At 57.3% G+C, this 19,156-nt stretch carries 21 protein-coding genes and 1 tRNA gene; 8 read left to right on the top strand and 14 right to left on the bottom strand.

The features are described from left to right. The first annotated feature begins 106 nt into the window (after positions 1-106). A complete protein-coding gene (locus E4P01_RS21370; protein ID WP_216091426.1) occupies positions 107-1,966 on the top strand; it encodes a calcium-binding protein in 1,860 nt (619 codons plus the stop codon). Between the two features lie 110 nt (positions 1,967-2,076). On the opposite strand, the gene E4P01_RS21365 is transcribed toward E4P01_RS21370, so the two are convergent. Then, complete coding sequence (locus tag E4P01_RS21365; RefSeq protein ID WP_236648006.1) at positions 2,077-2,613, bottom strand: MerR family transcriptional regulator; 537 nt, start codon at positions 2,611-2,613, stop codon at positions 2,077-2,079. Positions 2,614-2,638: 25 nt separating this feature from the next. Between E4P01_RS21365 and E4P01_RS21360 the strand changes: the two genes are divergently transcribed. Then, the gene (locus tag E4P01_RS21360) at positions 2,639-3,277 is read left to right on the top strand and encodes an NAD(P)H-dependent oxidoreductase (RefSeq protein WP_078821309.1); all 639 of its coding nucleotides are present in this window, start codon (positions 2,639-2,641) and stop codon (positions 3,275-3,277) included. Between the two features lie 124 nt (positions 3,278-3,401). On the opposite strand, the gene E4P01_RS21355 is transcribed toward E4P01_RS21360, so the two are convergent. From E4P01_RS21355 to E4P01_RS21345, 3 genes are all read right to left on the bottom strand, one after another. Next, a complete protein-coding gene (locus tag E4P01_RS21355; protein WP_282443006.1) occupies positions 3,402-4,874 on the bottom strand; it encodes a serralysin family metalloprotease in 1,473 nt (490 codons plus the stop codon). 634 nt (positions 4,875-5,508) lie between these two features. Next, positions 5,509-5,787, bottom strand: coding sequence for a hypothetical protein (locus E4P01_RS21350; RefSeq protein WP_078821311.1), 279 nt, complete (start codon positions 5,785-5,787; stop codon positions 5,509-5,511). Positions 5,788-6,290: 503 nt separating this feature from the next. After that, a tRNA-Leu gene (locus tag E4P01_RS21345) sits at positions 6,291-6,377 on the bottom strand. Between the two features lie 224 nt (positions 6,378-6,601). On the opposite strand from E4P01_RS21345, the gene E4P01_RS21340 reads away from it, so the two are divergent. After that, complete coding sequence (locus E4P01_RS21340) at positions 6,602-7,078, top strand: hypothetical protein (RefSeq protein ID WP_078821312.1); 477 nt, start codon at positions 6,602-6,604, stop codon at positions 7,076-7,078. 100 nt (positions 7,079-7,178) lie between these two features. Here the strand turns inward: E4P01_RS21340 and E4P01_RS21335 are convergent, their stop codons facing one another. Beyond that, positions 7,179-7,706: a DinB family protein gene (locus E4P01_RS21335; protein WP_216091424.1), complete on the bottom strand. Its 528-nt coding sequence runs from the start codon at positions 7,704-7,706 to the stop codon at positions 7,179-7,181. 125 nt (positions 7,707-7,831) lie between these two features. Here E4P01_RS21335 and E4P01_RS21330 point away from each other — a divergent pair, with 125 nt between their 5' ends. Further along, complete coding sequence (locus tag E4P01_RS21330) at positions 7,832-8,527, top strand: tellurite resistance TerB family protein (protein ID WP_216091423.1); 696 nt, start codon at positions 7,832-7,834, stop codon at positions 8,525-8,527. On the opposite strand, the gene E4P01_RS21325 is transcribed toward E4P01_RS21330, so the two are convergent. From E4P01_RS21325 to E4P01_RS21290, 8 genes are all read right to left on the bottom strand, one after another. Further along, positions 8,524-9,345, bottom strand: a complete 822-nt coding sequence (locus tag E4P01_RS21325) for a hypothetical protein (RefSeq protein ID WP_216091422.1) — start codon at positions 9,343-9,345, stop codon at positions 8,524-8,526. The two genes, E4P01_RS21330 and E4P01_RS21325, sit on opposite strands and share 4 nt — an antisense overlap. A gap of 18 nt (positions 9,346-9,363) precedes the next feature. Further along, positions 9,364-9,711, bottom strand: a complete 348-nt coding sequence (locus E4P01_RS21320; protein ID WP_005788155.1) for a DUF2493 domain-containing protein — start codon at positions 9,709-9,711, stop codon at positions 9,364-9,366. 63 nt (positions 9,712-9,774) lie between these two features. Continuing rightward, complete coding sequence (mgtA, locus tag E4P01_RS21315; protein ID WP_216091421.1) at positions 9,775-12,489, bottom strand: magnesium-translocating P-type ATPase; 2,715 nt, start codon at positions 12,487-12,489, stop codon at positions 9,775-9,777. 235 nt (positions 12,490-12,724) lie between these two features. After that, positions 12,725-13,018 (bottom strand): hypothetical protein, encoded by a 294-nt coding sequence (locus tag E4P01_RS21310; RefSeq protein ID WP_078821317.1) that lies wholly within the window; start codon positions 13,016-13,018, stop codon positions 12,725-12,727. Between the two features lie 317 nt (positions 13,019-13,335). Further along, positions 13,336-13,947 carry a LysE family transporter gene (locus E4P01_RS21305; RefSeq protein WP_032875515.1) on the bottom strand — a complete coding sequence of 204 codons (612 nt, stop codon included), beginning with the start codon at positions 13,945-13,947 and terminating at the stop codon, positions 13,336-13,338. Positions 13,948-14,094: 147 nt separating this feature from the next. Next, positions 14,095-14,586 carry an arsenate reductase ArsC gene (locus tag E4P01_RS21300; RefSeq protein ID WP_032875512.1) on the bottom strand — a complete coding sequence of 164 codons (492 nt, stop codon included), beginning with the start codon at positions 14,584-14,586 and terminating at the stop codon, positions 14,095-14,097. An 11-nt stretch (positions 14,587-14,597) separates the two neighbouring features. After that, positions 14,598-15,881, bottom strand: a complete 1,284-nt coding sequence (locus tag E4P01_RS21295; protein ID WP_078821319.1) for an arsenic transporter — start codon at positions 15,879-15,881, stop codon at positions 14,598-14,600. A gap of 19 nt (positions 15,882-15,900) precedes the next feature. Next, positions 15,901-16,257 (bottom strand): metalloregulator ArsR/SmtB family transcription factor, encoded by a 357-nt coding sequence (locus E4P01_RS21290; RefSeq protein ID WP_032880957.1) that lies wholly within the window; start codon positions 16,255-16,257, stop codon positions 15,901-15,903. 175 nt (positions 16,258-16,432) lie between these two features. Between E4P01_RS21290 and E4P01_RS21285 the strand changes: the two genes are divergently transcribed. The 4 genes from E4P01_RS21285 (at position 16,433) to E4P01_RS21270 (ending at position 18,249) form a co-directional block, all read left to right on the top strand. Further along, positions 16,433-16,648 carry a hypothetical protein gene (locus E4P01_RS21285; RefSeq protein WP_005788169.1) on the top strand — a complete coding sequence of 72 codons (216 nt, stop codon included), beginning with the start codon at positions 16,433-16,435 and terminating at the stop codon, positions 16,646-16,648. 71 nt (positions 16,649-16,719) lie between these two features. Next, the gene (locus tag E4P01_RS21280) at positions 16,720-17,415 is read left to right on the top strand and encodes an AzlC family ABC transporter permease (protein ID WP_216091420.1); all 696 of its coding nucleotides are present in this window, start codon (positions 16,720-16,722) and stop codon (positions 17,413-17,415) included. Beyond that, positions 17,412-17,723 carry an AzlD domain-containing protein gene (locus E4P01_RS21275; RefSeq protein ID WP_005788173.1) on the top strand — a complete coding sequence of 104 codons (312 nt, stop codon included), beginning with the start codon at positions 17,412-17,414 and terminating at the stop codon, positions 17,721-17,723. The genes E4P01_RS21280 and E4P01_RS21275 overlap by 4 nt, the downstream gene beginning before the upstream one ends. Before the next feature lie 172 nt (positions 17,724-17,895). Beyond that, entirely contained in the window at positions 17,896-18,249 is a 354-nt protein-coding gene (locus E4P01_RS21270; protein WP_005788175.1) for a hypothetical protein, read from the top strand. A 148-nt stretch (positions 18,250-18,397) separates the two neighbouring features. Here E4P01_RS21270 and E4P01_RS21265 read toward each other — a convergent pair whose 3' ends face one another. Beyond that, positions 18,398-19,102, bottom strand: coding sequence for a YoaK family protein (locus E4P01_RS21265; RefSeq protein WP_248130124.1), 705 nt, complete (start codon positions 19,100-19,102; stop codon positions 18,398-18,400). Between the last annotated feature and the right edge of the window lie 54 nt (positions 19,103-19,156).

Here is a 19,156-nt window from a genome sequence, read left to right as displayed (position 1 = left end):
CCTGAACAGAATGCACAACAACAACTTCAATGCATATTGTTTAGCCCGACGTATCAGTTATTACCGTCGACTTCGGTGTTGATCGCTGGGCTCAAGGAGTACTGACATGGCTATATTCGATTACAAGGGTCAAGATGCCCGTGTGCTGATTTCAGATGCCTGGAACCTCGCCACTTACACCAGCGGTGTCGCGACCGTAGGCGCGCTCTACAACCTTCCAGGGGCGGTACTGGGGGAGGGCAACACCTTTGCATTGCCCAAAGGCTGGCGTGAAATCGGCGCCAATGAACTGAGCGTTGATAGCAGTCACACCGATATCACCGGAAGCTTCACCGGCGATGGCGTGTTCGGTTCCCAGGCCAGGGTGTTTGGTCAATACGATGACAGTGGTCAATTGCTGAAAATGGGGTTTTCCATTGCCGGCACCAACTCCCTGACTGATCTGCTGGGCTGGCCGGCCATGATCGATAACTCGTATATCAACGGCTATGAGTACCTGCTCAATTCAATCAAGGATTACGCGATAGGCCACAACCTGAGCGGCAAGGATGTGCTGGTAACCGGCTACAGCCAGGGTGGCTCAGTCACTAACAGTATGTATATCGGCAAAGACACGCTGGCAGACGGTTTCTTCAAGGATTCGGACTACTTTGGCATGGAGTCACCCAAGTCCAGCAACAGCGACGGAATCTACAACTTCGGTTTTGAAAACGATGTGGTGCACCGCCTCACCGGGCAGGAAACCAACGTGGGAAGCGCCATCATCGACGCTCTTCAGGGGAGTGACGCCAGTTACACCTCGACGACCGACAATATCGTGCTGTTCGATACAATCTACGCCCTGCCAACCTGGCCCAACGGTCCGTTTTCCATTGCCAACTTGTCAGGATGGGCTGCGCACCTCGAAGGTATTTTCATCAACCCCATCCAGCGTATCGCCCAGTCGACGTTCTACGATTACATCGAGCGCGATAGCACCATCGTGATCAGCAACCTCGACGCGATCAGCCGCAGCTTCACCTGGGTCAGCGACAAACAGACCGCCACCTCCAACCATTACGGCACACCGGCCTTCCTGCTGGGCACCGACAGTGCAGACAAGCTGCAGGATGGTCGCAGCGATGACTTCCTCGACGGGTTCAGTGGTGACGACAGTTTCCGGGTCAGTACCGGTACCGATATCGTTGCTGGCGGTGCAGGCGATGACAAAGTCTTCCTCAAAGGTACGGCGTCCTCCTACGAAGCCGTGAAACTGAGCGACGGTACGTTGTTTTTAAACGATAGCAGCGGCCAATACGGCCTTAAAGAACTGCATGGCGTAGAGCATGTCGAGTTCGAAACCGGCCTTGCCAACACGCTCGGCCAGTTACCCGTTATCGGCGGCATCTTCAGCGGTATCGGGCAGGCGCTGACGCCGTCTTATACGGTCACCAACGGCAAGCTGGATTTCGATGGACTGTTCGGCGCCGACAAGGCTTACGCCAGATCTATTGAAGGTAGCCAACTGGCCGACACCCTGAAAGGCACTGCAGCTCGCGACCTGATATTCGGCCAGAACGGCAACGATCGGCTCGACGGTGGCGCCGGAAATGACCTGCTGCACGGCGGTGACGGCAACGACACGCTGCTGGGCGGCACGGGTAACGACTCGCTGTATGGCGCCAGTGGTAATGACGTGTTGATCGGCGGGCAGGGCAATGACCTGCTCAGTGGTGGCGTGGGCAGCGACTTGTTTGTGTTTGATCAGCGCGGGTTCGGCCATGACGTGATCAGCGACTTCAACATCCATCAGAACGGGCATGATCTGCTGGTGTTCTCCAAGACGCTGTTTGCGAGCGCCGACGCTGTACTTGGTGTGACTACCCAGAACGGCAGTGACAGCGTGATACTGGCGGGGGACAGCAGTGTCACCCTGGTGGGGTTCAATGCGGCACAGCTGAGCGCAGAGATGATCAGCGTGGTTTGATGCGGCATCGGTACAGCTGGCGATAAAACCTCACAGGGTCGCAGATGCTGTGGGGTTTTTTCATGCCTGTCGTTTTACAGCAATCTATATCCCGCAGTATCGCGTTCTCGTCACTTGCCGGTAGCCATCATGTGCTTGCTTCGCATGACTACGGCTCGATCAGGCCTTGATCGCTCAGCGCTGCGCGGGCAATCCAATCCCGGAGCGATGCCAGTACGAAGGCTTTCTTCGAGGGTTTGTTGCAGCATCAACAACTCCTCACGCTGCACTTTTAGCGTGGCTTCGATTTGCTGTATCTCCTCCAGACGTACATTGATCTGTTCCAGAGTGAGCGATTTGGAGCAGCTCCCGTCATGAAGGAAAAGGCCACGAATGGTGTCGAGGGAAAACCCCAGCCTTTGCGCGTGGATCACGACTTCCAGGCGCTTAATGGTGGATTCGCTGTAATAGCGATAGTTGTTCATGTCGCGCGTGGGGGCGTCCAGCAGGCCTTGCTCCTCGTAGTAGCGTATTGCTGAAGCAGCAAGGCCGGTACGTCGCGCAATCTCGCCTATCTTCATTTTTTGCTTGACCTTCAAGTTGACTTTAATCCGCAGTATAAGCCGCAGCGTAATCCGGAAGGTAATCGGATTGGGCTGGATAAACACCGTTGACCTACGTGGAATGTGAAGAATGAGCAAAATAACCGAGTTGCTGAATTGGCGTTATGCGACGAAAAGTTACGATTCGTCCAAGACAATACCTGCTGAAAAGCTGGAGCGAATCCTGGAGGCGGTACGCCTGACGGCGACGTCGAGCGGGCTCCAGCCATTTGAATTGCTGGTGGTGACCAATCCGCAAATTCGCGAAAAGATTAAGGCGGTCAGCTGGAATCAGTCTCAGGTGACCGACTGCTCTCATTTACTGGTGTTCGCCGCCTGGGATGACATCACGCCTGAGCGTGTCAACATGATGTTCGACCTGACCAATACGGTACGAGCTACTGTCAACCAGGGTTGGGAAGACTACCGTCAAATGCTGCTTGGTATAGTCGCCGAGCGTGGACAGGAGGCCAACTATCAAGCGGCTGCGCGCCAAGCCTATATTGGCCTGGGCTCGGCTTTAATCGCCGCGGCATCCGAGCAAGTCGACGCGACGCCCATGGAAGGTTTCGACCCATCGGCTGTCGATGAGATTCTGGGACTGGGAGCCAGGCATCTGCGCAGTGTGGTGCTCCTGCCTTTGGGGTATCGGGCAGCAGAGTCTGACTGGCTGGTAAACCTGAAAAAAGTGCGGCGCTCTCGCGAAAATTTCGTAACTGAAATCAACTAGGGAGAAGTGCAGCCGCTCCACATTGCAGCAATAGTGGGGCGCAGCTGCATGGGTAGAACCGAGTATTTGATCGTGAGTTCCTTTCCAATCATTGAGCGCGGCGCGCGAAGCGCCGCGCTTTGTATCACGCCACGATGTCGCTGACGGCTGCCTGGCCGACGGTGGTGACGAGGAAGTCCGCCACACCGTGCCCGGAGAAGTCCACGGCCAAGGTGCCCAGGTTGGTACCCGAGGCATAGTTCAGCACGGCATCGCCGGCATGGCCGGTAAATGCATTGACGAAGCTCAAGCCCGCACCTTTGGTAATGCCCGACAGGTCGATCTTGTCGGAGCCCGAGGTGAAGTCAAAGATCTTGTCCGCAGCGCCTGGCCTGGAATCGGAACTGGCACCGTACACGAACGTGTCGTTGCCGGCGCCGCCCCACAATTGGTCTGCGCCGCCACCTCCGTAGATGAGGTCGTTACCGGCCCCGCCTTTGATGAGGTTGGCGACCTGGTTACCAATGATCAGGTCGTTGCCCGAACCGCCGAATGCGTTCTCGATGGTGACGCCCTTGGCGATCGACACGTTGCCGACCAGGCCGCCAACATCGGAGAACGAGGTGGCAGTGAGGTTGATCTTCTGGTTTTGAGTGAAACCGGAGAAGTCCAGAGTGTCTTTGCCGCCGCCGTCCCATACCGAAAACACCAGCTTGTCGGCATCGGATGTGGCAGTGAGGAAATCGCGCCCGGTATTGGAGTTGAACCCGTAGGTCGTGTCACCGGCGCGAGTGCTGTAGTTGGCACCGTAGAGCTTCTGGATCGCGGCGATGTCGTCGATCAGCGGGCCCGCAGCATAGGCTTCGACACCACCTTTACTGAAGTTCTGGTTGGTGTTGCTCTCGCTCCAGTAACTCATCACGGAGTAAGCATGTGTATCTTCGGCATATTTCGCATCCGAATACGACGGTTGACCCACACTGGCGTCGTACGAACCTGGATGCTGCAGTCCAAGTGTGTGACCAATTTCATGGGTCAAGGTTTGACGACCGTAATTGCCGTTTGCCGGTGTTAAATTTTCTTGATAGTTTTGATTGGTATAAAACAACGCATCGCTATTTCCGCTGTTATTAGGGTAAAAGGCGAAAGCCGACCTGGCACCTCCATGCTGCAGGTCGTTACTATAATTACCCAATGATATATGTGCGTCGCCTCCGCTTCTGGATTCGATGAATGAAATGTTGGCGACGTCCGACCAGGATTGGAACGAAAGGGCTGCCTGGGATCTCTGTTGAGCGTTGAATGCGCTGAAGCCAGAAACATTCTCGGAGGCGTATGCTTGACTTTCTGAAGTCAGAAAGCTGTAGGTGAAGTTGTATTTCCCATTGTGGTCGTTGTCACCCCAATAGTAACCTCCTCGAGTTATTTCATCCGCGGCCTGCGCAATAGTGTAAGACGGCTTGCCCTGTGAGGAATTAAATCCTCCTCGATCATAGGTGTGTGAAAAATTATAGAGTGCCTGGTAATCTTCACTTGTTCGGAGCTGCGCCGAAGTGGTGAGTGGGCTGACAAGATTTTTCGCCAAGATAGTCATACGAGTACATTCCTTCGTGTCCATTGATTTGAAGTGTTATATGCTTATCACGTTTTCGTTGCCTTCTTGTTGTGGTAGTCATTTATAAAGGACTTATGGGTTTAGTGTTATTTAAAAATTAAATACGTTATATAACTTGTTGATATATTCTTAAAAATTATCAAGACACCTTGGGTTGGTGAGTCAATTGACTGATTTTATTGCGGGGCGGTAATTCACGGTTCTCAAGGTGCATCCAAGAGGCGGCTAAGTAGTGTGGTGGCGTATTGATGGCTCGCCCTAAATATATTGATCACGGCCAGATCCCTTCTCATGCTGACTCGGTCAGTTAGCCGGTCAGTGTGTAGAGATCGGTCATGCAGCTGTCTTCTGCCTGGCATTGCTCTCGCTTCGAGATAACAACGAAAGCGAACGAACGATTTGATCTCACTCGCCCCTAGATTGCTCTTGCAAAAAACCTTGGCCTCCACTCTTAAAAACCCCGTAGATTGACATCTACGGAGTTTTTTGCAGATGGGGGAACTATAGAAGCACCAAAATACTGAAGAGGACGTGCCAATACTTACTAATGTGTCGGGTTGGCAACTCCGACCCGGGCATGAATTTTCTCGGCAGTCTCCTGTTTTGAGTGACCTCTACATGCGTTTACCGACACACATCAGGCATTGACAGACGTTAGTGGGCTAATAGATTGGCCGTGATCTTTGACACGGTCATCCTCGATAACGATTTTGCTGCTGGAGGAAATGTAGTACTCGTTTGTCTTTGCTAGACCTTGGACGACCATTAAATAGCCTCTTGAATCGCTACGCGTCCACGTGTCGCTATTACCTTGCTCTATTGGGTAGTAGTCCTCACTGGGGTTTGTATCAGTATGCCATGCACTTACTGCAACTTTGACAATTCTGCTTGCGCCGTTTGTGATTGTGATAGCCATATTTGCATTCCTTTTGGATTTTAAATTCCATGAGTTGGCTCCCTATTTGAAATAAAGCTGCAGACTTGCCACTGCTACAGAAAATCCGTAGTTAGGTTAACTCGCTGGCGCCATATTCAATTGATACTGGAGTCCAGCTCAATGCTGGACTCCAAGTAAAAGGTAATATGTTGCATGGGTTTATTGTTCTACCTGCTTGCGCAGTCAAGCCTACAGACGGGAAAATGCAAGGTGTCATTACCTTGCCAATGCGTCGATTCCGACGAGTGGTTAAATAGGTTTTTGGAATAACTGTTATTCACTCGAGTTCTTTCGCATAGGCTCATTGCCTAGTATTCAATCTGGAGTAAATAAGCACTCTAGCCCTCGCTGCTTCCACCCGGCTCGACAACTCCATGATGGAAGTTTCTAGAGGCAGTTGGTTTTCGTAGAGCTTAGAGAGAATTGCGGAGCAGAAAAGATAAGGGCCTGCTCAGGTTTCCCTGGCAAGCCCTTGATATCTATGGTGCCCGAACCCGGAATCGAACCGGGACGCCCTTACGAGCGGGGGATTTTAAGTCCCATGCGTCTACCAGTTTCGCCATTCGGGCGGTAGCGCGGTGTAGCAGGGTTGGGAATATATAGATCCTGTCGCTTCGGCGCAACCTCGAAGCGCGCTTTCCTGCATAAAGATACCGATGAAAAAGTGTGGCAGATCAGTGATCTACAGGGCCTTGGGGTTAAGTCCTGATGAATGCTTGCGCCGCAGGAACAAGCCTCATAAATGACAGTCATAGCGACATGCCATCCCGGCAAATCGCAAAGGAGTCAGTTGATGCTCAGTGTCCGTAGGCGTTCTTGGATGATGGCTGCAGGCGTGGTGGGGCTGTTGGGTGCGGCGATAGCTGGCCCGGCGCAGGCGGCGGGTGCGGTGCGTTGGGGAGAGTTCAGTGCATCGTCGACAGACAGATTGACGGGCGCCTCGGTAGAGGCGGGCAATACCTATGTGTTGAAGTCGTCGAGTATTTCCGTCGGCGATATCGAGGCGTTGCAAGCGGCGCAAAAGCGTAGCGAAAGCGAGCTGCAAAGCCTGAAAACTAAAGTGGATGGCCAGGACCGTGCATTTGACGAGTTCAAGCGTAAAGACGGGTCGAGTTCCAGCAGCAGTGATAGCCAGTTGTCGAGTCTCAAGCGCACGGTGGATGAGCAGAAAAATACGATAGATCGGCAGAAAGACGAAATCGCCGGCCTCAAGCGCGGCCTGGATGATTTGAAGCGCAGTGTGGAAACGTTGAGCAGCAAGGTGAAGTAAAGGAGAGGGCTTGCTCGGGAAAGCGGTGCTTCAGTAACTGGCTCAGTGCCTGACGTACCGCATTCGCGAGCAAGATTTGTGTAATGCGCTGTGCCCGCGTTCAGTCAATCAGTGCCAGCAGGTCGGTAGTACCCACGTCCACGCCAGCCTGGGTCAGCAGTGTTGTCACCTGGCCCCGGTGGTGGGTCTGGTGGTTGAAAAAGTGCACCAGCAGGCCGAAGAAGGGCTTCTCACCTGCCACGCCGCGCATGTTGTGGTAGCGCAGGCGCTGGTCCAGATGAGACTCCTGCAGCGTGTTGGCCCAATCAATGATCAATTGATCCAGCCAGGCGCGATGGGCTGACAGTTCACTCAAGTTGGCAAAGGCCAATTGCTTGAGATCCACCGGTGTAGGGATGTCACTCAACGGTGCCAACGCGCGAAAGCCCGCCGGATGTTCGGCAAAGCGCTTGAGCCAGACTGTGTCGCCCAGCATCAGGTGGTTCAAGGTGCCGAGGATCGAGCCGAAAAACGCCTGGCGATCCACCGTCAACTCCGCGTCGGTCAAGGTGCCGGCGGCGGCGTAGACCTTACGGTTCATCCATTGATTGTAGTGGGCCATCAACCCAATATGCTCGATGCGGTTCACCGCGGTTCTCCCTTGACGGCATGGTGGCGACATCATAAAGCTTGCCCGCCCGGCGGTCATGGTGTTCCATCGCAGGCGAACTATGTTTGATAAACGCCATTATTGCGCCCCGGGAGGGCGACACCATGAATACCAGCGATCTACTGGAACAACTGTGGCGAGCAGGGCAGCAAGGCGGCGGCGCTTCGGGCGGCGGCCTGGGCGGATTGCTTGGAGGTTTGTTGAAAAACGCCGGTACCGGCAATGCATCAGCCGGTGGCGGCTTGGGTGGTTTACTGGGTGGCCTGGGTGGCTTGTTGGGCGGCGCTCCGGCAGGCGGCACGACCCAGACGCGTAGCAGCGGCGGAATGAATTACGCGGCGCTGGCATCCCTCGGCATGGCCGCCTTCCAGGCGTATCAAGCGTGGCAACGTCAGCAGGCGACTGCGCCGCAGCAAGCCATCCAGACCGTTGACCAGCTTGAAGGGCCTGAAGCCGAAGCCCATAGCCACGTCGTACTGCGTGCAATGATCGCAGCAGCCAAGGCGGACGGCAGGATCGATGAGCAAGAGAAAAAGATGATCTCTACCGAGATCGGCCGTCATACCGACGATCCACAACTGCAGCAGTGGCTCGACGCCGAAGTCGCCAAGCCACTGGATGCCGCAGATTTCGCTGAATATGCCAAGGACCCAGCAATCGCTTCGGAGATTTACCTGGCCAGCGTCCTGCTGGTCAATGATCAGCAGGACGCCGAGCGAAACTACCTGGACGATCTGGCCGGGCAGCTGCAAATCGACCCGCAGTTGCAGGTCCACCTGGAGCAACAGGCCAAGGCCTAGAACCTGAAAGTAGCCCCAGTGGTCAGCCACTGGGCACGGTCCCCAGTCAAACTGCGCCCGACCACCAGGTCCACGTCGACAAACTTGCCGACGTGGAATCTCGGCCCCGCCTGCCATGCTTGTTCACCGCCTTCCTGGCCATAGCGTTCGCCGATCAACGTCAACACCTGCGCAAGCTGGTATTCGAAACCCATGCCCCAGGTCAGGCGGTGCTGTTGCGCGCCGTCGTTATAGGCATGGTTCCAGCCGGCATTCAGGTTCAGGCGCAATGCATCCATGGCCTGCCACGTTAACGGCAGGTTGAAGTCAGCGCCGTCGAATGCATGCTGACGATCTAGGGCAATGTGCGCCCCAGCGGCGACTGCCAACTCCAGCCCCAGGTCTTCTCGTGACAACAGCTGCGCCTTCACCTGTGGGCTGACTTGCGTTTCGCCCTTTCCCGCGTCAGTGGCCCGCGATAACGCCGCGCCCCACTGCACCCATGGCATACCACTGAACGTGCAGGCCGGGGACAAGGTTTCGTTGTGCGTACTGCCTGCGTGCCGATTGGCGGTGTGCCAGGCGTCGATGTTGCATTCGCCTGGCGCATTGATCGCGCCATCATCCACCACGTAGGCGCCGCCGGCAGCATTCGCCTTGGAAACCAGGGCGAGGATCAACAGCGTGCCCAGCGTCACGCCGATAAAGATCAGGTTGCGCTGCAGGGCGCGGCGCTTGGCCGGTGGCAAGAGCAGCAGGGTGGGACGCGCCCTGCGCAAATGGCGCGCGCGATATTTGGCAAACCCGTCCGGGTGCTTCGGGTTGTGTGGGGTGTGCATGGTGCACCTCGCTTGAATTCAGCTTTCTACGGTCAGCACCGAAATGCCGCTGGCTTTGGCCTGGCAGACCAGCTCCGAGGTATCGTCACCGCCGGGCAGGGCGATGATCAGGTCGGGGCGGCTGTCGGCCAGCATGAAGTGGTTGCGTTGGCGTTCCGCCTGTTTGCCGTGGCGCTGCCAATTGGGTGGGTAGCGCACCACGTCGATACCGATTTCCCGCGCCCATTCCTCGATCTCGCTGCCGAGGAACTGGTTGCCGCCATGGATCAACACCTGCACTGGGTGCAGGCGGTGGTAAGCGTCCAGCACGTGGCGGGACTTTTTGGTGTCGGCGTAATGACGACCTGCACAGATCAAGACGCGCATAGGGAGCATCCTTGTATTGCACGGTGGCGGCCGGGCGACCACCACCGTTTGAATGGCGGGGGATCAGTACCACTGCTTGAAGCGGCGGATGTAGATCGTTTTCATCAGTTGAGCGACGCAGCAGTAAGCCAGCAGGGTGCCTACCAGCCATGGGAAGTACGCCATCGGCAGCGGTTGCAGACCCACCAGGGTGCCTAGCGGCGAGAACGGCACGTAGATGCCCAAGGCGATCACGATGCAGGTCATCATCAACACCGGCCATGCGGCCGTGCTCTGGAAGAACGGAATCTTGCGGGTGCGCAGCATATGCACCACCAGGGTTTGCGAAAGCAGCCCTTCGATAAACCAGCCGGACTGGAACAGCGTCTGCATTTCCACACTGTTGGCCGAGAACACGTACCACATCAGGGCAAAGGTGGTGATGTCGAAGATTGATGAGGTCGGCCCGATCCAGATCATGAAGCGGCCGATATTTTTTGCATCCCACTTGCGCGGTTTGGCCAGGTACTCCTTGTCCATCTTGTCCCACGGCAGAGCCAATTGGGAGATGTCGTACATCAGGTTCTGCAGCAGCAGGTGGATCGCCAGCATCGGCATGAACGGAATGAACGCACTGGCTACCAGCACCGAGAACACGTTGCCGAAGTTGGAGCTGGCGGTCATGTTCAGGTACTTCATGATATTGCCGAAGGTTTCGCGGCCCTTGAGCACGCCTTCTTCCAGCACCATCAAACTCTTTTCCAGCAAAATGATGTCGGCCGACTCCTTGGCGATATCCGTGCCGCTGTCCACCGAAATACCCACGTCGGCATCCCGTAGCGCCGGTGCATCGTTGATGCCGTCGCCGAGAAAGCCCACCGTATGGCCGTTGGCTTGCAGCGCCTTGAGCACACGGGATTTTTGCAGCGGTGTCAGCTTGGCGAACACCGTGCGTTCTTCCACGCGGCGCAGCAGGGTGGCGTCGTCCATGGCTTCGATTTCCACGCCCAGCAGCGGCTCGCCTGGCTCAAGACCGACCTGACGGCAGATCTTGCTGGTGACCACCGCGTTGTCGCCGGTCAACACTTTGACCGCCACGCCAATCTGTTGCAGCGCGGCAATTGCCGGGCCCGCGGTTTCCTTCGGCGGGTCGAGGAAGGTCAGGAAGCCCTGGATCACCAGGTTGCGTTCATCGGCAGTGGTGTATTGCTGACGCGCCAATGCCTTGGGGATATGGCGGGTTGCGACCACCAGTACCCGGAAACCGTCTTCGTTGTAGTCGTTGGCAATCGCCAGCAGTGCCTCGCGACGGCGATCGTCCAGGGGTACGGCGGCGCCGTCTTCCAGGGTGTGGGTTGAAATGCTCAGCATCTCTTCCACGGCCCCTTTGCACACCAGCAACTGGTCACCGGCGGCATCCTTGACCACGATCGACAGGCGACGGCGTACAAAGTCGAAGGGCAATTCGTCGACCTTGCTGTAGGCAAATGGCACCTGGAACTTGGGGTTTTGCGCCGAGAACTGCACCACGGCCTGGTCCATCAGGTTCTTCATGCCGCTCTGGTGAAAGCTGTTGAGCCAGGCCAGGGACAGCACCGCGTCGTCGCGCTGGCCGAAGGCGTTGACGTGATGCTCAAGGATGATCTTGTCCTGGGTCAGGGTGCCGGTCTTGTCGGTGCACAGCACATCCATTGAACCGAAGTTCTGGATCGCGTTGAGGCGCTTGACCACCACTTTGCGCTTGGCCATGGCTGTAGCGCCTTTGGCCAGGTTGGCACTGACGATCATCGGCAGCATTTCCGGGGTCAGGCCGACGGCCACCGCCAGGGCAAACAGGAAGGCATCGCCCCAGTCCCCCTTGGAGAAGCCATTGAGGAAGAACACGATCGGCACCATCACCAACATGAAGCGGATCAGCAGCCAACTGACACTGTTCACGCCACGGTCGAAGGCGGTTTGCACCCGCGAGCCGACAATCGCCTTGGCCAGGGAGCCGAAGTAAGTGCGCGGTCCGGTAGCCACCACCACCGCATTGGCGCGGCCGCTCACCACGTTAGTGCCCATAAAGCAGATGTTCGGTAGGTCCAGTAGATTGCCTTGGTCGGCGGCGAGGTTGGAGGCGGATTTTTGCGTGACATCGCCCAGGGTGTCGTACTTCTCCACCGGCAAGGCTTCACCGGTCAGCACGGCCTGGCTGATAAATAGGTCGCGTGACTCGATCAGGCGGATGTCGGCGGGGATCATGTCGCCGGCCGACAACTGCACGATGTCGCCGGCCACCAGATCGCGCATCGGCACTTCGCGCAAAGTGGGCTGGGCGCCGACCTGTTCGCGACGTAGCACGGTGGCGGTGGTGCGTACCATCGCCTTCAGGGCCTCGGCGGATTTGGCCGAGCGGTGTTCCTGCCAGAAGCGCAGCAGGCTGCTGAGCAACACCATGGTCATGATGATGATGACTTTGGTCAGATCGACTTCTTCACCCGCCTGCAGTGGCAACCAATAGTCGGTGACAAAGCTGATGCCGCCCAGGGTCAACAGCACGTAGATGAACGGGTTGTTCAGTGCCTGCAGGAACTGGACGATGGCGTGTGGCGGCTTGTCATGGGCGACTTCGTTATAGCCTTCCCGTTGCAGACGCGCCGAGGCGTCCAGTTCGGTCAGACCGTCCTGGGTGGCTCGTACATTGGCGAGGGTGGCCGCCAGGCCATTCTGGGCTTCACGGGCGGCGCGCATCGACAGCTTGGTGTCGGCAGCGGTGCCATTTTTCTTGTGCAGAGGCGTGTTTTTTACGGCGCTCATTGTCTGTACTCCTGTCGCCAATTCTCGACAAAACATACCCGGTACTTACCTGCATACAGGCGAGCGAAAGCATGCCGAGCCGCGGACTTCGCGATCGGTTTAAATAAAGTGTTCAGGTAACTTCTACAATGCCCGCTAACAGCGCATTAATTAACTTGCGCGCAGCGGGCTCCTACTGGACTTGTTCATAAAGAACTCCAGGGCATCAATAAGAAAGTTGTTGTTTCCAGCCAGGTCAGGCGGCGCGAGCGCTCACGTAAAGACCGAGCATCAAGCTGGCTTGCGCCAGGCTGGAAACCTTGGGTCTCTGTGGGTCTTGAGGGTCGGCGTGATCCCAGTGCTGCACCAGTTGGCCGCTGTCAGGGCAGATACGCCAGTGCGCCAGCGGCGGTACCGGGCGTACTTGGGAGGAGGGTGCAGCAAAGGCCGGGCGGGTTGGCCTGAAGCCCACGGGCTCGCGGCACAGCTTGGCGCGCAAGGCTGCGGCCAGTGTAGGTACATCGGGTAAAGCAATGAGTTGGAAGGTCATAACACACCTCGGGACCGGACACGCGACCGGTGAGGCAGTTACGGTGGAGCATCGAGCTCTAGCGCAGCTTACCGGACCTGGAAGGCGAGTCCTGTCATATTCTGGGTTTGGCGCCCGATGCCCGCAAATGCAGTGCTCGGACAGCGACTAGATACTGTGTCCATTGGCTTCTTTTGTGAGGTTTAAAAAAGGCCCCAGTTGCGGGCACGGGCAATCTACTCAGAGCGTTACAGAATGTCAACGCATGATTAACTAAATTAGTCCGCGTTCAGAGTTTGTTCAGACAAGAGGCATGTGCAAGTTACTGACCGATAACTTTATATACCTTGCGCGGCGAGTATCGCCAGATAGATCAAGACTAAACCGCACGCTGCATAACTCACGCGTTGCCAGGTCGGTGATGCGTTCTTGCGCAGCAGGTTCACCAACGCGGCGGTGAGAAAACACGAGAGCACCGACGCCAGCATGAATCCGGCAAAAAACGTCAGGGTCTGCCCCTGGCTGGGGGTTGCGCCGACGATGCCCGACAGGGCGCTGCCCAGGGCGCCCCAGTAGACAATATTCTTCGGGTTGGCCAGGGAGATCGCCGCGCCTACGGCCAACGCATTTTTGCCTGAGCTGGCAGGGACGTTGTCGGTTGCGGGTAACTGCCACGCATCAATCAGGCTGCGGATGCCCAGCCAGGCCAGGTACAGCGCGCAGAAGATCGTCAGTGGCACTCGCACCGCATCATGCTGAATCAGCAGTGCGATACCGGTGAGGCCGATCACTGCCCAGACCGCATCGCCTACGAGGGAACCAAACTGCACCATCAGGGCCGGTGTGAAACCATGCAGCAAGCCGCGACGCAGGGTCTCTGCCAGCACCGCGCCAGGAGACAGGCAAAACACAAAACCGAATACCAGCGCATAGACAAAGATCGACAGCATGCCCGTGTCCTTTCAGGAAAGTGCGAAAGCATACGTCAGCGCAGGGTTAAGAAACCATTCAGATTTGAATGGTCCACGATCCAAATGTGGGAGGGGCTTGCCCCCGATAGCAGTGTGTCAGTCAGCTCATCTGTAGCTGACCCTCCGCTATCGGGAGCAAGCCCCCTCCCACATTGAGGCTATACGCTCAAGTTCAACCTTCAATTCATCCGCGCCGAGGCTGGCAAATGGCAGCGCAAAAAACGCCTCGCAGCGAGCGGCAATAATGTCGAGGGTGGCCTTGAATGCAGCGTCTACCTGGGCTTCATCACCCTGCACGTGGGAAGGGTCCTGCAACCCCCAATGCGCCTTCACCGCCGCACCGAAATACACAGGGCAAGCTTCCCCGGCCGCGTTGTCGCACACCGTGATGACCACATCCGGCGGGCTGCCTTCAAAGGCGTCATTGCCCTTGCTGTACAAACCTTCGGTGCTGATGCCGGCTGCCTGCAGCGTGCTCAGGCTGCGGGGCAAAACCTGGCCTTTGGGGAAACTACCGGAGCTGATCGCTTCGAAGCCCTCAGGCGCCATATGATTGAACATGGCTTCGGACAAAATACTGCGACAACTGTTAGCGGTACACATGAAAAGCACTTTCATTGCAGGCTCCTTTAAACGCTCAGGCGCAAGGCGAGGGCAGCGAGGGTGATCAACAGCACGGGCAAAGTCAGCACGATCCCGACCTTGAAGTAGTAACCCCAAGTGATAGTGATGCCTTTGCGTGCCAGGATATGCAGCCACAGCAAGGTGGCCAAACTGCCTATGGGGGTGATTTTAGGGCCCAGGTCGCTGCCGATCACATTGGCGTAGATCATCGCGTCCTTGACCACGCCCACAGCATGGCTGGACTCGATGGAGAGTGCGCCGATCAGCACCGTCGGCAGGTTATTCATCGCCGATGAGAGCAGTGCCGTCAGCACCCCTGTGCCCATAGCCGCGCCCCACACACCATAGGTGGCGAAAGTGTCGAGCCAGGTGGCCAGGTAGTCGGTCAGGCCGGCGTTACGCAGCCCATACACCACCAGGTACATGCCCAGGGAAAAGATCACGATCTGCCAGGGCGCTTCCTTGAGGACTTTACGCGTGGAAATCTTATGGCCCTTGGCGGCAATCACCAGCAGCAGTACGGCGCAGGCGGCGGAAATCGCACTGATGGGAATGCCCAGAGGTTCCAGGGCGAAACAGCCGATGAGCAGAATACCCAGTACCCACCAACCGGCGCGGAACGTCGCGGGGTCGTGGATGGCACTGGCGGGGTCTTCCAGGTCGGCCGGGTCGTAGGTCTGGGGAATGTCCCGGCGGAAAAACCACAGCAGCACTGCCAGGGTCGCGGCCACGCTGACCAGGTTCACCGGCACCATCACGGCGGCATATTCGTTGAAGCCGATCTTGAAATAATCAGCCGAGACGATGTTTACCAGGTTCGATACCACCAATGGCAGGCTCGCCGTATCGGCGATAAACCCCGCGCCCATGACGAATGCCAGGGTCGCTGCCGGTGAAAAACGCAGGGCCAGCAGCATCGACATCACGATGGGCGTGAGAATCAACGCCGCACCGTCATTGGCGAACAGCGCCGACACCAGCGCACCCAGCAGCACCATATAGGCAAACAACCGCCGTCCGCGGCCACGCCCCCAACGCGCCACATGCAGGGCTGTCCAGGCAAAGAAGCCGGCTTCGTCCAGCAACAGGCTGATGATGATCAGTGCGACGAAGGTACCGGTGGCATTCCAGATGATGTGCCACACCACCGGGATGTCCGCCAGGCTGATCACCCCGCAACCCAGGGCCAGGATCGCGCCCAGGCTGGCACTCCAGCCCACGCCAAGGCCCTTGGGCTGCCAGATGACCAGTACGATGGTGACGAGGAAAATCGCAATTGCGACAAGCATGAATAAACGCTCCGATGGCTCAGCAGCAGGTGCTGGCCCGTTGTGGTCTGTCGCCCATTGCATCCAGACGCAGCGCGTCGTTCTGCAACCATGGCTGGTTGGCTTGCAGGGTGGTGTCCAGCACCTGTGTGACCCAGGCGGGCAGTGCCGGGTTGATGCGGTAGTAGATCCATTGCCCTTGACGGCGGTCCAGCAGCAGCCCGCAACTGCGCAGTTGCGCCAGATGACGGGAGATCTTCGGCTGGCTATCGTCCAAGGCATGGATCAGTTCGCATACGCAAAGTTCGCCTTCGCGCAGGATCAATAGGGTCATCCGAGTGCGGGTGGCATCAGCCAGGCACTTGAACAGGGTAGGAGGAGAGAGGAGATCCGACATGATCAGGGTATCCATATATGGTTATTCGAATATACGTATTTCCATATGTTTCGGTCAAATCCTGTTTCAGTTGATGTGGATCAAATGCCCGTGAAACAGCCACAACTGTTTGAAATTAAAATGAAACACAAAGGTCCTACAGTGCCTGCTCATTGCTGATGAAGGAAGAACCCGCGTGACCCGTGCCACTCGCAACCTGCGCAAGACCCTGGATTCCGTCGCGGAAAATAACGAAACCGCGGCGTTCGACCTGATGCGCGCCGTGGAAAAACTCGGTGACGAAGTGCTGCGCCAGCGCCTGCTCAATACCATCCACCGGCTCAACCAGGACGCGTACGAACTGCGTGAAGCGCGGGATTCGGTGGAGCAGGTTTCGGTGAGGCTCGCCTGAGCAAGATCGTTCAAGACAAGCCCCTGATTGCACTGGCATGCTTGTCGACTGTCCGTCGATGAGCCGTTTCCATGCCCACTGCATTACCTCATTACGCCTTCACTCGCGGCGCCATCGCCGTTATTCCCTTGTCTCTTGCCTGCGCCCCGTGGGGGTTGCTCGCCGGCTCCATGGCCATCGATGCGCAATTTACCCCGCTGCAAGCCCAAGGCTTGTCTGCCATCGTGTTTGCCGGTGCGGCGCAGTTGGTGGCCATCGGCATGGTCAAGAGCGGTGCCAGCCTGATATCCATCGTACTCACCACTTTGTTACTGACCTCCCAGCATCTGCTCTATGGCATGCACATGCGTCCCACGCTGTCGTCGCTCAATGTCCGGTGGCGCATGAGCCTGGGTTTCCTGCTGACCGATGAATTCTTTGCCCTGGTCAACCACTATGACCGCCAGACCTTCAATCGCTGGTACGCATTGGGCGTCGGCCTGACGTTTTACATCATCTGGAACCTCTTCACCCTGGCCGGCATTGTGTTGGGCAAAAGCATTCCGGGCCTTGATCAGCTGGGGCTGGAGTTTTCCATTGCCGCAACCTTTATCGCCCTGATCACTCCGGTGGTGCGCGATGTGCCGACCGTGGTGTGTGTCGCGATCTCGCTGCTGTGTTCGGTGTGGTTGAGTTATTTGCACTGGGAGTCGGCGGTAGTGGTCTCGGGTGTACTGGGGATGAGCGCAGGTTTTGCCTGCAAGCGATTGGGAGTTGGGCAGCGATGATTTACCTGATGATTGTGGCCATGGGCCTTGTGGTGTTTTTCAACCGCTACCTGTTTATTGAGCCACGTTTGCCGGTGAGGCTTAATCGTGGCGCCCGTGAGTTCCTGGGTTTTGCCGTGCCGGGGATGCTTACGGCGATCTGCGGGCCGATTATTTTCCTGGCCGATCATCGGCTCAACTTGAGCCCGAGCAACCCTTACTTGCTCGCAGGTATCTGCGCCGTGGCCTTGATGTTCTGGACGCGCAGTGTGCTGATCACTGTGCTGTTGAGCATGGCGCTGTTCTATCTGTTTCGCTGGTGGTTCTGACGCCAGGGCAAAAAAAAGCCCGCGGGAGGGCGGGCAGAAGGGAGACTTCCAAAAAATGAGCTTGGCCACTATAGACGGCGGGTTGGCCCGTCACAGTGAAACAAAGTTCATGGGCGCGTCAGTTGGCCGCGGCACAGTGGTAGAGTCACGGTTTTTCCAAGGAAGCACAGGCATGTTCAAGATGGTAATCGGCGCATTGGTACTGGCCGCACTGGCCGGTTGCGCGGGCTCGAAGATGAAAGAGGCGCGTGCAGGCAGCCCCTATAAAACCCTGGCATCGGACAAGGCCACCCTGGTGGTCGCCCAGTGCATTCAGTTCGGCTGGCAGGATGAGCGCGTGTTCGGCGTTGATGCCGGCGGTTTCAAGGAGCCCACCGAGGCAGGTGGCTACACCGTCTACACCACGGCCGGCGACTACTTTGTTGACATACAAAGCACAGGGGCGGGTTCTACCGTCAAATACTATGCCGTGGAGGACAACATGCCAGCCAAACGTCGCCTGGCAGCGCTTGCCACTTGTCTGTAATACCTTGCCTTGACCCGATTCCGAAACGCCTGGCGGGACAGCCGCCGGGCATTGCCTTATGATTCAATCGCTCGCTCGACGTGATGGCTCTTTACCGGTACACGGATGTCGAGGCTTAAACGTCGAGCGAGCACCTCTTTGTTCAGCCTCAACGCGGCATAAAACCCAAGTGCCAGCGCCGCGGAATCATCAATGTCACCAGCCCCAATACCCCCGCCAATGCACCACTGACCCACAGTGCGCGCAGTCCCATTTGCTGCTCCAGCAGTGCGCCGATCACGGCACCGACAAACATTCCGGCCCACGGAATCAATTGCACGCGCCAACCATTGCGACGCTCGCCCATTACCCAGCGCCCCAGCCCGCGACCAAAGCGTGAGAGCGCCCCGGTGACGTAAGTGAGCCCCACGGGTAATCCGTTCACTTCTTCGACCGCCGCGTTGAGCATGCCCATGGCAATAATTGCCGCGAGCAACGCGGGCAAGGTGTCGGTCGCCGGCAACAGCGCCGCGCCGCAGAGCAAGGCGCCGATGCACAGCAACAACGGCAGTGCGTGGCGCTTGCTGAAACGGCTGACCACCACACCCAAGGCATTACCGACCACAAAGGTGGCAACCAGCAACACCAGACGCCCGGTGAGCCCCAGGTCACCCGCGCTGATGGCCACCGCCAGGCGCGTGGTGTTGCCGCTCATGAACGAGACGAAATCGCCGCTGGCCATAAAGCCAATGGCATCGGTCATGCCCGCCAGCACCGACAGGCAGGCCACCAGCATCAAGCCCACGCGGCCACGCCAGCGCTGGCGATGGGCGAGCGTGGCATTGGTGTAAGGCTTGCGGGACGAAGGCAGCATGGGGCTGGGTTCCACGATGAGATTATTCGGCCACTACCGTAGGACGCTTTGCGT

Source organism: Pseudomonas sp. NCIMB 10586 (assembly GCF_023127895.1).
GTDB classification, from domain to species: Bacteria; Pseudomonadota; Gammaproteobacteria; order Pseudomonadales; family Pseudomonadaceae; genus Aquipseudomonas; species Aquipseudomonas synxantha_A.
The sequence above is the reverse complement of the archived record's forward strand: the minus strand, read 5'-3'. Positions and strand labels throughout refer to the sequence as shown.